Origin of the sequence: Gordonia insulae, from assembly GCF_003855095.1 — a bacterium.
GTDB lineage: Bacteria > Actinomycetota > Actinomycetes > Mycobacteriales > Mycobacteriaceae > Gordonia > Gordonia insulae.
In genome coordinates this window covers 327,637-342,027 of record NZ_CP033972.1, presented here as the reverse complement: position 1 = coordinate 342,027, position 14,391 = coordinate 327,637, and the positions used below count along the sequence as shown (strand labels likewise).

Genomic DNA, 14,391 nt, shown 5'->3' with positions numbered 1-14,391 from the left:
GAGTCAGATGGGCTGATCCCGCGCACCGTGAATCATCACTCTATCCGACCGATTCGGGCGGTGCCGCCTACTCGCCGGTCACCGAGGTCGGAACGGATGTGATCCGCGTGACGTGTGAGAGATCGCCTACTTCTGGTCGGTGGGGTCGCTGCCGTCAGCAGACTCGGCGGCGTCGGACTCGGCGGCGTCGGACTCGGCAGAGTCGGTGTCGATGTCGGCTTCGGACTCGGCAGAGTCGGTGTCGGAGTCGGTGTCGGAGTCGCTGTCTGCTTCGGTGTCGGAGGTGACCGTGTCGGGGCCTTCCGCGGATTCCTCGCCATCGACCTCGGACGTCTGGGCGGCGTCGGACTCGGCGCTGTCGGTGTCGTCGGGGGTGCTCTCGGAGTCGGCGGGGGTGCTGCCGGTGGGTTCCGCGATGCTCTCGGCAGGTTCCACAGTGCTCACGTCGGGTTCCGACGGGCCATCGGCGTCATCCACGTTGCTGTCGTCCGACGGTCCTTCGGATTCCAGGACCCAGGCGTCGCTGGTCGTCTCCGAGATCATCGGCTCACCGTCGTCGCCATGAGGCGTGTGGCGGGCGATCGCCGCGGCGAGTGCGGCCTCGGCTGCACTGCCGGCCGATCCCGTGTCGCCGGCGGCCGCGGCCTCGTATTCTTCCGGATCGTCGCCGTACCGATCGTCGTCGTACCGATCGTCGACGTATCCGGTCTCACCGAGTTCTTCGAGTTCCTCCGCCCGCTCCGGGTGATAGATCTCCAGCCCACGTTCCCGGCCATTCGGGGCGAGCACGAAGTAGGCTGCCGCACAGGCGAACACCACCACCGCGGTGAACACGTTGATCCGGGTGCCGAAGATGAGGGTCGCCGGGTCGGAGCGCATGAGCTCGACGCCGAATCGCCCGACGCAGTAGCCGGCGACGTACAGGGCGAACAGCCGGCCGTGTCCGATGCGGAAACGCCGGTCCACGATGACGAGCAGGATGACGACCAGCACACTCCACAACAACTCGTACAGGAACGTCGGGTGCACGATCGCCACGACGTGGCCGTTCGAGGTGCCGGTGATCAGCCCGGGGTCGGCGAAACCGTCGGAGTCCACCCGCTCGTAGATCTTCAGGCCCCAAGGCACGGTCGTCTCGCGACCGTAGAGTTCCTGGTTGAAGTAGTTGCCCACCCGACCGATGGCCTGCGCGAGCAGGATCGGCGGTGCGAGTGCGTCGCCGAACGGCGGGAGCCGAATCCCGTGACGTCGCGCCCCGATCCAGGCGCCCACCGCGCCGAGCAGCACGGCGCCCCAGATGCCGAGGCCGCCGTCCCAGATCTTCAGCGCATCGATGGGCTCCTTCGGTCCGTCGCCGAAGTAGGTCTGCCAGTCGGTGGCGACGTGATAGAGGCGCCCGCCGACGAGGCCGAACGGGACCGCCCAGATCGCGACGTCGAGGACCTCACCCTCTTGGCCGCCACGCGCCTTCCAGCGCCGGTTGCCCCACCAGACCGCGACGATGATGCCGACGATGATGCACAGCGCATAGGCGCGCAGCGGCAGCGGACCGAGGTGCCACACACCCTCCGGAGGACTGGGGATGTAGGCCAGGATCGTCGATGTCGGCGCCGTCACGCTGCCACCCTACCGATGCGCACCCAACCGTCGGTCACCGGCGCGGCGCCGAACGAATCCCGGAAATCAGGACACGGCAGGAGTTGCCGCTCGCACACCGTCGGCCAGCTCCGCCACCAGGGCCGCAAGGTGATCGGTTCCGGACTTGGCCGCGCTCACCAGCGCGGATCCGACGATGACCCCGTCGGCGTATGCGGCGATCTCGGCCGCCTGCGCGCCACTGCGCACCCCGAGCCCGACACCGATGGGGATGTCGGAATGGGCGCGGACGCGTGCACACAGTTCGGGTGCCGCGTCGGAGACGGCGTCGCGGGCACCGGTGACGCCCATGGTCGAGGCGGCGTAGATGAACCCTCGCGACGCATCGACGGTCATCGCCAGTCGTTCGTTGGTCGACGACGGGGCGACGAGGTAGATGCGATCGAGGTCGTGCTCGTCGGACGCCGCCTGCCAGAGTGCGCCTTCCTCCGGGATGAGGTTGGGCGTGATCACGCCCGCGCCGCCCGCGTTGGCCAGATCGCGTGCGAATCGGTCGACCCCGTACTGCAGGACCGGGTTCCAGTAGCTCATCACCACCGCTTGTCCACCGGCATCGGAGATCGCCTGGACAGCGGTGAAGACATCGCGCACGCGGACCCCGTTGTGCAACGCGGTGTCGGCGGCCTCCTGGATGGTCGGTCCGTCCATCACCGGGTCGGAGTACGGGACGCCCACCTCGATGATGTCGCAGCCCGCCGCCACCATGGTGCGGAAGAACTCGACCGAACGGTCGACCGTCGGGTAACCGACGGGCAGATAGCCGATCAGGGCACTGCGTCCCTCGTCGCGGCACCGGGCGAACGTCGGCGCGAGTCTCGACGGCGCGGTGTGGGTGATCGTCGTCGCGCTCGCGTCGCTCATACCGGTTCCCCTGTCTGCTCTCCCCCGCTTGCCGCCTCGTCCTGTGACGGCGGCTTGTCGAACAGGTGGAACCATTCGGCTGCGGTGTCGACGTCCTTGTCGCCGCGACCGGACAGACTGACCACGATGATCGCCCCGTCGCCGAGCACCTGACCGAGCTTGAGCGCGCCGGCGACGGCGTGCGCCGACTCGATGGCCGGGATGATGCCCTCACGCCGACTCAGCAGTGCGAGCGCGTCCATCGCCTCGGTGTCGTTGATCGGCTGGTATTCGGCGCGGCCGATGTCCTTCAGGTAGGCGTGCTCGGGACCGACACCCGGGTAGTCGAGGCCCGCGGAGATCGAATGCGATTCGATCGTCTGGCCGTCCTCGTCCTGCAGCAGGTACGAGTAGGCGCCCTGGAAGGCCCCCGGCGTGCCGCCGGTGAAGGTCGCCGCGTGCCGACCTGTCTCGACGCCGTCACCGGCTGCCTCGTAGCCGACGAGCCGGACCGCGTCGTCGTCGATGAACGGATGGAAGATGCCGATCGCATTGGAGCCACCGCCGACGCACGCGACCACGGCATCCGGCAGTCGGCCGGCCTGCTCCAGGATCTGGGCGCGGGCCTCCAGCCCGACGACCCGCTGCAGATCGCGCACCATCGTGGGGAACGGATGCGGGCCCGCCGCGGTGCCGAAGCAGTAGTAGGTGTTGTGCGCGTTGGTGACCCAGTCGCGCATGGCCTCGTTGATGGCGTCCTTGAGGGTGGCCGAGCCGTTGTCGACGGCGATCACCTCGGCGCCGAGCAGTCGCATCCGCGCCACATTGAGCGCCTGCCGGTCGGTGTCGACGCGACCCATGTAGACCACGCATTCCAGACCGAGCAATGCGCATGCGGTGGCCGTGGCCACCCCGTGCTGGCCGGCACCGGTCTCCGCGATCACTCGCGACTTACCCATCCGCTGCGCCAGCAGGGCCTGCCCGAGCACGTTGTTGATCTTGTGCGAACCGGTGTGGTTGAGATCCTCGCGTTTGAGGAAAATCCTTGCGCCACTGGCTGATTCACGCAGTCGGGCCGCCTCGTAGAGCGGCGACGGGCGGCCGGTGTAGTGCCGCTGCAACCGGTCCAGCTCGGCCAGGTAGTCGTCGTCGCGACGCAGCTTCTGATACGTCGTGGTGACCTCGTCGATCACCGCCATCAGGGCTTCGGGGACATGCCGCCCGCCATAGACACCGAAGTGTCCGCTCTCGTCGGGTTCGATCGACGTCCGGGTGGTCAGGCCGACGCTGGCCGCCGGGTAGGAAACGGCTGAGGTCTCGGGATTCGAGGTCACGGTCTCTTGTCGCTATCGGGGTCGGCGGGCGGAACAGGCCGTCAGCGAACCGGTTTCGGGCAGGACGGGTGGGTGCCCGCGGTGACGAGTTCGGACACCGCGGCACGCGGGTCACCACTGGTGACCAGACCCTCGCCCACCAGGACGGCGTCGGCGCCGGCACCGGCATAGGCGAGCAGATCGGCAGTGCCGCGCACACCTGATTCGGCGATCCGGATCACCTGCGTGGGCAGTCCGGGCGCGATCCGTGCAAAGCAGTCGCGGTCGACCTCGAGGGTCTTGAGATTGCGCGCGTTGACACCGACCACCGAGGCTCCCGCCTCGAGTGCGCGGTTGGCCTCCTCCTCGGTGTGCACCTCGACGAGCGCGGTCATCCCGAGGCTCTCGGTGCGGTCGAGCAGGGAGGCGAGCACGTTCTGTTCGAGGGCCGCGACGATCAGCAGGATGAGGTCGGCGCCGTGGGCGCGGGCCTCGTGGATCTGATACGGGCCGACGATGAAGTCCTTGCGCAGGACCGGGATGTTCACGGCCGCGCGCACACTGTCCAGGTCGGCGAGCGAACCACGGAACCGGCGCTGCTCGGTCAACACGCTGATGATGCGCGCCCCGCCGGCCTCGTAGGCGGCGGCGAGCCGGGCGGGATCGGCGATCGCCGCCAGATCACCCTTCGACGGGCTGGCGCGCTTCACTTCCGCGATGACCCCGATGCCGGGCTGGCGGAATGCCGCCATCGCATCTTTGGGGTCGGGAGCCTGCGTCGACGCCGCCTTGATCGCCGCGTAGTCGACCACCGCTTCGCGCGCGGCGACGTCAGCTTTCACTCCCTCGATGATGGAATCGAGGACTGTCGGCGAAGTCACGATCGTTGGCCCCCTTTCGATGTTCGTGTGTTCTCAGGGTAGACCGCCACCCGAATCGTCCTGTGTTCGGGTTGGCTGCTCAGGGCTGGTCTCGCCGATGCTGTCGTCGACGTCGGTGGGATCGATCCCGGTGTCGAGCGCATCCCACATCATGCGTTCGTTCGCGGGCGGTCCTTCGTTACCGGGTCGCGCCGATCCGCTGTCCGCCGACGGCCCGTCGTTGCGGTCGCCACCCGGTTCGCCAGCGCCAGCGACTCCGGCAGCGCCTGCGGTCTTGCGCTCGTGGTCGGCGAAGATCTGCTGCTCGAGCTCCGCGCGACGCGCCCCGGGAGTCTTGTACTTCGACGACATGCCCGTGGCACCACGCGCGACCCGCAGCAACAGGACTCCGGCGAGGACGGCGCACACCGCGCCCACGAGCACGACAACCGCGGCCCACGAGTTGGTGGTGATGAGCAGGACCTGGAACCGACCGGGGATGTCGGCGGCATCGGAGGCGTAGTCGGAATCCGCGCCGCCGGTGATCAGGGATATCGCCGGGATCGCGGCGAGCACGCCGGCCGCGGCGACCAGGATCGCGATCAGTCGTAGGCCCCAGCCGCGAACAGAGAACGCCGCGAGGATCGCGGCCAGCAAGACCAAGGCCAGCGGTGTCAGCCAGGGGCTCCAGTCGGCGCCCCGCACGTCGAAGTCACGAGCCGGGGCGAGTCCGTCGGCGGCCAGCACCCGACACCACACCAGACGCGACGACGACCAGAAGGCCAGCGCCGCCAGCGCCAGCAGCACTGCCGCATAGATCTGACGTCGGCGCAGGAATGCCCTGGTGGCGACCGCGGGGTCGGTGTCTGCCGGTGTCCTGGCCGTCATCGGATCGAACTCTCCCCCGCAGTGGCTTCGGTAGCGGCTCCGGCAGCGGTATCGGCACCGGTGTCGACACCGGCCCCGGTCGAGCCGACCCGCGTCATCGTGCCGGCCGCCGCGACCGCGTTGAGCACCGCCTTCGCCTTGTTGCGCGCCTCGTTGTACTCGTATTCGGGCTGACTGTCGGCGACCACACCGCCACCGGCCTGCACGAACGCCTTGTCGTCGGCCATCACTGCGGTCCGGATCGCGATCGCCGTGTCGGCGTCGCCGGCGAAGTCGAGGTAGCCGACGATGCCGCCGTAGATCCCGCGCCTGGTCAGTTCGTGCTCGTCGATGAGTTCCATCGCGCGCACCTTGGGCGCCCCGGTCAGAGTGCCGGCCGGAAAGCACGCCGTCACCGCGTCGAGGGCGTGCTGGTCGTCGCGCAGCGTGCCCGACACCGTCGACACCAGATGCATCACGTGGCTGTAGCGCTCGACGTGGCGGTAGTCGCTGACCTTGACCGTGCCCGGACGGCACACGCGGCCGAGGTCATTACGGCCGAGGTCGACGAGCATCAGGTGCTCGGCGTTCTCCTTCTCGTCCTCGACCAGTCCCTTCGCGAGGAGCTGATCGTCCTCCTCGGTGGCACCGCGCCAGCGCGTCCCGGCGATCGGATGGGTCGTCGCGACCCCGGATTTGACGGTGACCAGGGCCTCCGGGCTGCTCCCGACGATGGTGAACGGAGTCTGTCGTGCACCCGTTCCGCCCGGCATCCGCAGCAGGTACATGTACGGGCTCGGGTTGGAGGCCCGCAGCACCCGGTAGACGTCGATCGGGTCGGCGTCGGTGTCCATCTCGAACCGCTGCGACGGGACCACCTGGAAGGCCTCCCCCGCCTCGATCTCGCCGACCAGGTCGACGACGATCTCGCTGTACTCGGCCAGGGTCCGCTGCGACCGGTAGTCCGGATCGGGGTGGTCGAAGTGCGAGACCGTCGACGGCGCCGGTGCGGCCAGCGCGTCGGTCATGCGGTCGAGCCGGTTGACCGCGTCGTGGTAGGCCTCCTCGGCCCGCTCGGACGACCCGTCCCAGTTCACCGCGTTGGCGATCAGGGTGATGGTGCCCTCGTGGTGGTCGACTGCGGCCAGGTCGGTGGCCAGCAGCATCATCATGTCCGGCAAACCGAGGTCGTCGACCGTCGTCTCCGGCAGCCACTCGAGCCGCCGCACCATGTCGTAGGCGAAGAACCCGACGAAACCGCCGGTGAGCGGCGGCATGTCCGGGAAGGGGTCGGTGGCCAGCAGGCGCAACGACTCCGCCAGGGCGGCGATCGGGTCACCGCCCTCGGGTGCGCCGGTGGGGACCTCTCCCCACCAGCTGGCCTCGCCGTCGACGACGGTCAGTGCCGACGGTGAGCGTGCGCCGATGAACGACCACCGCGACCACGAGCGTCCGTTCTCGGCGGATTCCAGCAGGAAGGTGCCTTCCCGGTCGCCGGCGAGCTTCCGATACGCCGACAACGGGGTCTCGGAATCGGCCAGCACCTTGCGTGTCACGGGAACCACCCGGTGGTCCGCCGCGAGGTCGAGGAACTCGGCCAGGGTCGTCGTGGCCGCGGAGTCTTCGGTGGAGCTCATCCCAGTGGCTCGCCGCCGACGCCCCATTGCTGCCGGGGGATCTCGTTGATCGTCACCCAGACCGAATCGGGGTTCTTGCCGGTCGCCTTCGCATAGGCCTCGGTCACCGCCGCGATGGTCTCGCGCTTGACTCGGTCGGACAGGCCCGGGGTCTGCGAGATCTGGATCAATGGCATCTACGCCGTCACCACCTTTCTTCTCGACTGTCGGGTGTCATTCTCCCCCGGCGGCCGCGGGAGCCTCGTCGGCCGGGGGTCCGTCGCCGGTTCCGAGCGGAAGCGACGGGGTGTCGAAGCAGCTGTGGTTGCCGGTGTGGCAGGCGGCCCCGACCTGGTCGACCACCAGGAGCAGGGTGTCGCCGTCGCAGTCGATGCGGACGTCGTGCACGTATTGGGTGTGACCACTGGTCTCACCCTTGACCCAGTACTGCTGCCGGGAGCGTGAGTAGTAGGTGCCCTGCCGGGTGGCCAGCGTCCGCTCGAGTGCGGTGTCGTCCATCCACGCCATCATCAGGACGGTCCCGGTGGTGCGCTCCTGCGCGATCGCGGCGAAGAGTCCGTCGTCGTTGCGTTTGAGCCGAGCGGCGATGTCGGGGTCGAGTGCCATCGGTGTCCGTCCTGTCATGCTCGTTCTGGTGCACATGCGTTCGGTGGGCAAACGCCGCGTCAGCGCACGATGATTCCCTCGGCCGCCATCGCGGTCTTGACGTCGGGGATGGTCAGTTCGCCGAAGTGGAACACCGATGCGGCGAGCACCGCATCCGCCCCGGCCGCGACCGCGGGTGCGAAATCACCGATGGCCCCGGCGCCGCCGCTGGCGATCACCGGCACGTGGACCTGTGCCCGGACCGCGGAGAGCATCCGCAGGTCGAAGCCGCGCTTGGTGCCGTCGGCGTCCATCGAGTTGAGCAGGATCTCCCCCACACCGAGGTCCTGGCCGCGTCGCGCCCATTCGACCGCGTCGATGCCGGTGCCCTGCCGGCCGCCGTGGGTGGTGACCTCCCAGCCCGATGGCGTCGGCTCGGAACCCGCCGGCACGGTGCGCGCGTCCACCGACAGCACGATGCACTGCGAACCGAATCGTCGGCTCATCTCGGCGAGTACCTCGGGGCGGGCGATCGCCGCCGTGTTGACGCTGACCTTGTCCGCGCCGGCCCGCAACATCGTGTCGACGTCGTCGACGGTGCGGATACCGCCACCGACGGTGAGCGGGATGAAGATCTGATCGGCGGTCCGCTTGACCACCTCGATCATCGTCGACCGGCCCGAGCTCGACGCGGTGACGTCGAGGAAGGTCAGTTCGTCGGCGCCCTCACCGTCGTAGCGCGAGGCGAGTTCGACGGGATCGCCGGCGTCGCGCAGATTCTGGAAGTTGACGCCCTTGACGACCCGGCCGTCGTCCACGTCCAGACACGGGATGACGCGCACGGCGACTGTCATGATCGACCTCCGGTGTTCTCTGGGGTCGACGACGGCGGGGTCTGTGCGCCCCATTCGTCGCCGACGACCTCGTCGATGACCGCCATCAGTTCGGTGTGCAGACCGGGGGCAGCGGCGACGAGGGATGTCGATGTCGCGGTCCATGGTGCGCCGCCGAGGTCGGTGGCGACGCCGCCGGCCGCTCGTACCAGTGCCGCGCCGGCCGCGTTGTCCCACGCGTGCCGGCCGAAAGCGACTGCGCCGCCGAAGATCCCGGCCGCCGTGTAGGCCATGTCGACGCCGGTGCTGCCCGTCATGCGCAGCCGTGCGACCCGTGAGCTCAGCGCCCGGATCACATCGGCACGTCGCGCACCGGGATAGCGCCCACCGCCCGCCGCATTGAACGGGCCGTAGGCGATCGCCGACGATCGCAGACTCACCGCGCTCAGCGGCACCATCGGGGCACCGTCGGAGAACAGCGGACCGTCGACGTGTGCGGCGTAGCGGCGCCCGAGCAACGGCAGCCAGGTGAGGCCGAGGACCGGTTCGCCGTCGACGAGGAGTCCGAGCAGGATCCCCGACATCGGCACGCCGGTCGAATAGTTGTAGGTGCCGTCCACGGGGTCGAGGACCCAGACGGCCCCATCGGTGACGGGCGGGCCGCCGAACTCCTCGCCGTGCACCGGGATCTGGGTGCGATCAGCGAGTTCCCCGCTGATCCGGCGCTCGAGGTCGAGATCGACCTGGGTGGCGAAATCGGTGGCGCCCTTGGCGACCGCACTCGGCGCCCCGAGGCCGTCGACGAACTCGTCGACGACGGAGTCGAGGATGGTGCTCGCGGTCTCGAGCAGTGCGAGGTGGTCCATCACGTCCCGGCAACGGCCGAGAGCGCCTCGGGCAGGGTGAAACGTCCGGCGTAGAGCGCCTTTCCGACGATCGCGCCCTCCACCCCGCGGTCGGCGAGGCCGGCGATGGCGATCAGGTCGTCGAGGGCGGACACGCCGCCGGAGGCCACGATCGGTGCCGAGGTCGCGGCGGCGACCTCACCGAGCAGATCGAGATTCGGACCACCGAGGGTGCCATCCTTGGACACGTCGGTGACCACGTATCGGGCACATCCGTCGCGGTCGAGGCGCGTCAGCACCTCCCACAGGTCGCCGCCGTCGGTGACCCAGCCGCGGCCACGCAACCGGTAGGACTCGCCCTCCCGGATGACGTCGAGACCCACCGCGATGCGATCGCCGTACCGCTCGATCGCCCGCGCACACCAGTCGGGGTTCTCCAGAGCGGCGGTACCGAGATTCACGCGGGTGCAGCCGGTGCCGAGTGCGGCGGCGAGCGAATCGTCGTCGCGGATGCCGCCGGAGAGCTCCACCTTCACATCGAGTTCGCCCACGACGTCGGCCAGCAGTTCGCGATTGTTGCCGCGACCGAAGGCGGCGTCGAGGTCGACGAGATGGATCCACTCGGCACCGTCGGACTGCCAGGCCAGCGCGGCCTCGCGGGGGGACCCGTAGGAGGTCTCGGTGCCGGCTGCGCCCTGCACGAGGCGGACTGCCTGCCCATCGGCGACGTCGACGGCCGGGAGGAGTTCAAGGGTGTTACCCATCGGTGGAGGAGTTCCTGTCTGTCGGTTCGACGGTCTGGGGATCGATGACCCGCGGCCGGGGGTCGTGGGAGCGGGCGGCGTCCTCGGCCGCGCGCGCGGCCAGGATCTCACGCTCGGCGGTGGCGATCATGCGGCGCGACACGGTGCCGATGGCGGCGATCATCGCCAGCACCGCGATCAGTGCGACGACCAGGCCTGCGATCGGCGACCACCGGGCTATCAGCAGGATGATCGGGATCGACACCAGCAGCACGAGCACGCCCGCGCCGAGCGCGAACAGCACGAGCTTGCCGAACGAGAACCGGGTGTCGCCGAAGGTCATGACAGCGATCTCACCCAGTTGCGGAGCAGGTGCGCACCGGCGTCACCGGATTTCTCCGGATGGAACTGGGTGGCCGCGAGCGCACCGTTCTCCACCGCCGCCAGGAACGGCCCGCCGTGGGTCGCCCACGTCAGCTTCGGCGATTCGAGCGGAGAGCCGTCGTTGTCCATGTCCCAGGTCTGCGCGGCGTAGGAGTGCACGAAGTAGAAGCGGGTGTCGTCGTCGAGGCCGTCGAAGAGGACCGAGTCGTCGGGGGCCTGCACGGTGTTCCATCCCATATGCGGCAGCACCGGCGCCTGCAACTGACTCACCGTTCCCGGCCATTCGCCACACCCATCGGCCTCGACACCGAACTCGACGCCGCGCTCGAACAGGATCTGCATGCCCACACAGATGCCGAGCACCGGTCGGCCGCCGGCGAGTCGCTGGTCGATGATCCGGTGGCCTCTGACCGCCTTCAGCCCGTCGATGCATGCCGCGAACGCACCGACGCCCGGCACGACGAGACCATCACAGTTCGTCGCGGCGTCGCGGTCGTCGGTGACCGTGACGTCGGCGCCCGCCCGCTCCAGGGCGCGCTGCGCCGACCGCAGGTTCCCCGAGCCGTAGTCGAGGACGGTGACCGCGGGTGCGCTCGTCATCGGACGCGCCCCATCACAGCGCGCCCTTGGTCGACGGCACACCGCTGACGCGGGGATCGGATTCGGTCGCGGCACGCAGCGCCCGGGCGACGGCCTTGAACTCGGCCTCGGTGATGTGGTGCTGGTCGCGTCCATAGAGCACCCGGACGTGCAGCGCGATGCGGGCGTTGAGTGCGATGGACTCGAAGACGTGTCGGTTGATCACGGTCGAGTACGGCACCCCCGGATATCCGCCGATGACCGCGGTGAGGAGGTGTTCGGGCTCACCGGTGTGCACGCAGTACGGACGTCCGGAGACATCGACGACAGCGTGGGCGAGGGTCTCGTCCATCGGGATCCACGCATCGCCGAAGCGCCGGATGCCCTTCTTGTCGCCGAGCGCCTGGCCGAGGGCCTGGCCCAGCACGATGGCGGTGTCCTCGATGGTGTGATGACCCTCGACGTCGACGTCGCCCTTGGCCTCGACGGTGAGGTCGAAGCTGCCGTGCTGACCGAATGCCGTGAGCATGTGGTCGAAGAACGCGATGCCGGTGGAGATGTCGGTGACGCCGGTGCCGTCGAGGTTCAGCTCGACGGTGATCGACGACTCTCTGGTCGTGCGCTCGACACGCGCGATCCGCTGGTCGGGGCCGGCGGGTGTGGTTCCTGCGGGTGTGGTCACTTACCCATTCTCCAGATCTGTGGACGCCAGCTTCCGGCTGACATCGAGGAACGCGTCGTTCTCGGCGGACAGCCCGATGGTGACACGGAGGTGGCCGGGGATCCCGACGTCACGGATCAACACGCCGTGGTCGAGATAGCGCTGCCAACTCGCCGGGGCGTCGTGGAAACGGCCGAACAGCACGAAGTTGGCGTCCGACTCGATCGCCCGGTAGCCGGCCCCGTCCAGTTCGGCGACGACGCGTTTGCGCTCGGCGACGATCGCGGCCACACCGGCGAGGGTCTCATCGCTGTGGCGCAACGCGGCTCGAGCGGCCGCCTGCGTGAGCACCGACAGGTGATAGGGCAGTCGGACCAGCAGCAGCGCCTCGACGATGGCCGGAGCGGCGGCGAGGTAGCCGAGCCGCCCACCGGCGAAGGCGAACGCCTTGCTCATGGTGCGACTCACGACGATCTTCGTCGGGAACTCGTCGATCAGCTCGACGGCGCTGGGGCGTTCGGAGAACTCGCCGTAGGCCTCGTCGACGATCACGATGCCCGGCGCCGCCGCGAGGATTCGACGGAGGTCGTCGAGCGTCACCGAACCGCCGGTCGGATTGTTCGGCGACGTCACGAACACGACGTCGGGTCGACGATTGGTCACCTCGGCGACCGCGTAGTCGACGTCGAGGGAGAAGTCACCCGCCCGCGCCGCCTGCAGCCAGGTGGTGTCGGTGCCGTCGGAGATGATCGGGTGCATCGAGTACGACGGCACGAAGCCCAGCGCGCTGCGCCCCGGACCGCCGAACGCCTGCAGCAGCTGCTGCAGGATCTCGTTGGAGCCGTTGGCCGCCCACAGATTGTCGAGGCTCAACGTGACGCCGGTCGTCGCGGTGAGATACGCGGCGAGTTCGGTGCGCAGGGCGACGGCGTCGCGGTCCGGGTAACGGTGCAGCGCCGCGGCCGCGACGCGCGCCGACTCGGCGACGTCGTCGATCAGCGCCGCCGACGGCGGGTGCGGGTTCTCGTTGGTGTTGAGCACCACCGGAACCTTGAGTTGCGGTGCGCCGTAGGCACTCTTGCCACGCAGATTGTCCCGCAACGGCAGATCGTCGACGGTGATCAGGCCGCCCGGTACGGTGGGTGCGCTCATGACGACGCCCCCGAATCCGGTCCGCCCGCAGCGGCGTTCGCGATGAACCGTTGCTTGACCGCATCTCCGTGTCCGGGCAGGTCCTCGGCGTCGGCGAGCGTGACGACCCGGTCCGCGACGTCCCGCAGGGCCGACTCGTCGTAGTCGATGACGTGCACGCCCTTGAGGAAGGTCTGCACGGAGAGACCTGAGGCGAAACGCGCCGAACCCGATGTGGGGAGAACGTGATTCGACCCTGCGCAGTAGTCGCCGAGACTCACCGGCGCGTACGGACCGACGAAGATCGCGCCCGCGTTGTGCACGCGGTCGGCGACCGCGGCCGCGTCACGGGTCTGGATCTCGAGGTGTTCGGCGGCATATGCGTCGACGACCGCGAGTCCGGCCTCGAGGTCGTCCACCAGGACGATCCCCGATTGCTTGCCGGTCAGCGCCGTGGTGACCCGTTCGCGGTGCTTGGTCGCCGACACCTGCACCTCGAGGGCGGCGTCGACCGCGTCGGCGAGGTCGGCGCTGTCGGTGACGAGCACCGACGCCGCGAGCACGTCGTGCTCGGCCTGGCTGATGAGGTCGGAGGCGACGATGCCCGGGTCGGCGGAATCGTCGGCGAGGATCGCGATCTCGGTGGGACCGGCCTCGGAGTCGATGCCGACGACGCCGCGGCACAGTCGCTTGGCCGCGGTCACGTAGATGTTGCCGGGCCCGGTGATGAGGTCGACGGGATCGAGTACGGTGGCCGCCTCGTCGAGATCCACGCCGCCATAGGTCAGCAGGGCGACGCCTTGTGCCCCGCCGACGGCCCACACCTCGTCGACGTCGAGCAGGGCGCACGCGGCGAGGATCGTCGGGTGCGGCCAGCCGGCGAAGTCCTTCTGCGGCGGTGACGCGATGACCAGCGAACCCACGCCGGCCTCCTGGGCGGGCACCACGTTCATGATCACCGACGACGGGTACACGGCGTTGCCACCGGGGACGTACAGCCCGACCCTGCGCACCGGGATCCACTTCTCGCTCACCACGCCGCCGTCGACCACCTGGGTGCGCGTCGTCGCGCGGCGTTGATCGGCGTGCACCTTGCGGGCGCGGGTGATGGATTCGCGCAGCGCGTCGACGACGGCCGGGTCGAGTCGGGCGAGCGCATCGGCGATCACCGCCGCCGGCACCCGCACGGACGCCGGCCGGACCCCGTCGAACCGCGCCCCGAACTCGAGCGCCGCGTCGGCACCGCGTTCGGCGACCGCATGGACCACCGGCGCCACCGTGTCGAGAACGGCATTGACGTCGGTACCGCCGCGGGGCAGCGCACGACGCAGTTCGGCGAGCGTCGGCGCGGCACCGCGCAGGTCGGTTCGGGCGAGCATGGTCTCTCCTGTGAGCTGTGGGATTACCCGTCCAGGATATGGGGTGGCGCCACCGGGTTTCACATGCGGTGCAGGCCG

Annotated in this window: 16 protein-coding genes; all 16 read right to left on the bottom strand. The window is 69.3% G+C overall.

Annotated elements, in window-relative coordinates:
- Window positions 1–126: 126 nt before the first annotated feature.
- On the bottom strand, window positions 127–1,617 hold the full coding sequence (gene lgt / locus D7316_RS01675; RefSeq protein WP_164473710.1) for a prolipoprotein diacylglyceryl transferase: 1,491 nt from the start codon (window positions 1,615–1,617) through the stop codon (window positions 127–129).
- 66 nt (window positions 1,618–1,683) lie between these two features.
- Window positions 1,684–2,517 (bottom strand): tryptophan synthase subunit alpha, encoded by an 834-nt coding sequence (gene trpA / locus D7316_RS01670; protein ID WP_124706759.1) that lies wholly within the window; start codon window positions 2,515–2,517, stop codon window positions 1,684–1,686.
- Window positions 2,514–3,830, bottom strand: a complete 1,317-nt coding sequence (gene trpB, locus D7316_RS01665) for a tryptophan synthase subunit beta (protein ID WP_124706758.1) — start codon at window positions 3,828–3,830, stop codon at window positions 2,514–2,516. Before trpB ends, trpA begins: the two co-directional genes overlap by 4 nt.
- Window positions 3,831–3,871: 41 nt before the next feature.
- Window positions 3,872–4,690 carry an indole-3-glycerol phosphate synthase TrpC gene (trpC, locus tag D7316_RS01660; RefSeq protein WP_124706757.1) on the bottom strand — a complete coding sequence of 273 codons (819 nt, stop codon included), beginning with the start codon at window positions 4,688–4,690 and terminating at the stop codon, window positions 3,872–3,874.
- 33 nt (window positions 4,691–4,723) lie between these two features.
- A complete protein-coding gene (locus D7316_RS01655) occupies window positions 4,724–5,557 on the bottom strand; it encodes a TIGR02234 family membrane protein (RefSeq protein ID WP_124706756.1) in 834 nt (277 codons plus the stop codon).
- The gene (locus tag D7316_RS01650) at window positions 5,554–7,173 is read right to left on the bottom strand and encodes an anthranilate synthase component I (protein WP_124706755.1); all 1,620 of its coding nucleotides are present in this window, start codon (window positions 7,171–7,173) and stop codon (window positions 5,554–5,556) included. Before D7316_RS01650 ends, D7316_RS01655 begins: the two co-directional genes overlap by 4 nt.
- Entirely contained in the window at window positions 7,170–7,349 is a 180-nt protein-coding gene (locus D7316_RS01645; protein ID WP_124706754.1) for a tautomerase family protein, read from the bottom strand. The genes D7316_RS01650 and D7316_RS01645 overlap by 4 nt, the downstream gene beginning before the upstream one ends.
- A gap of 37 nt (window positions 7,350–7,386) precedes the next feature.
- Window positions 7,387–7,779: a phosphoribosyl-AMP cyclohydrolase gene (gene hisI, locus D7316_RS01640; RefSeq protein WP_124706753.1), complete on the bottom strand. Its 393-nt coding sequence runs from the start codon at window positions 7,777–7,779 to the stop codon at window positions 7,387–7,389.
- Between the two features lie 59 nt (window positions 7,780–7,838).
- The gene (hisF, locus tag D7316_RS01635) at window positions 7,839–8,612 is read right to left on the bottom strand and encodes an imidazole glycerol phosphate synthase subunit HisF (protein ID WP_124706752.1); all 774 of its coding nucleotides are present in this window, start codon (window positions 8,610–8,612) and stop codon (window positions 7,839–7,841) included.
- Window positions 8,609–9,457 (bottom strand): inositol monophosphatase family protein, encoded by an 849-nt coding sequence (locus D7316_RS01630; protein WP_124706751.1) that lies wholly within the window; start codon window positions 9,455–9,457, stop codon window positions 8,609–8,611. The genes hisF and D7316_RS01630 overlap by 4 nt, the downstream gene beginning before the upstream one ends.
- Window positions 9,457–10,200 carry a bifunctional 1-(5-phosphoribosyl)-5-((5-phosphoribosylamino)methylideneamino)imidazole-4-carboxamide isomerase/phosphoribosylanthranilate isomerase PriA gene (gene priA / locus D7316_RS01625; RefSeq protein WP_124706750.1) on the bottom strand — a complete coding sequence of 248 codons (744 nt, stop codon included), beginning with the start codon at window positions 10,198–10,200 and terminating at the stop codon, window positions 9,457–9,459. The genes D7316_RS01630 and priA overlap by 1 nt, the downstream gene beginning before the upstream one ends.
- Window positions 10,193–10,522: a hypothetical protein gene (locus tag D7316_RS01620; RefSeq protein ID WP_232016720.1), complete on the bottom strand. Its 330-nt coding sequence runs from the start codon at window positions 10,520–10,522 to the stop codon at window positions 10,193–10,195. Before D7316_RS01620 ends, priA begins: the two co-directional genes overlap by 8 nt.
- Entirely contained in the window at window positions 10,519–11,163 is a 645-nt protein-coding gene (gene hisH / locus D7316_RS01615) for an imidazole glycerol phosphate synthase subunit HisH (protein WP_124706749.1), read from the bottom strand. The genes D7316_RS01620 and hisH overlap by 4 nt, the downstream gene beginning before the upstream one ends.
- 13 nt (window positions 11,164–11,176) lie before the next feature.
- Window positions 11,177–11,824, bottom strand: a complete 648-nt coding sequence (gene hisB, locus D7316_RS01610; RefSeq protein WP_124706748.1) for an imidazoleglycerol-phosphate dehydratase HisB — start codon at window positions 11,822–11,824, stop codon at window positions 11,177–11,179.
- The gene (locus D7316_RS01605; RefSeq protein WP_124706747.1) at window positions 11,825–12,955 is read right to left on the bottom strand and encodes a histidinol-phosphate transaminase; all 1,131 of its coding nucleotides are present in this window, start codon (window positions 12,953–12,955) and stop codon (window positions 11,825–11,827) included.
- Window positions 12,952–14,313: a histidinol dehydrogenase gene (gene hisD / locus D7316_RS01600; RefSeq protein ID WP_124706746.1), complete on the bottom strand. Its 1,362-nt coding sequence runs from the start codon at window positions 14,311–14,313 to the stop codon at window positions 12,952–12,954. The genes D7316_RS01605 and hisD overlap by 4 nt, the downstream gene beginning before the upstream one ends.
- Window positions 14,314–14,391 lie beyond the last annotated feature (78 nt).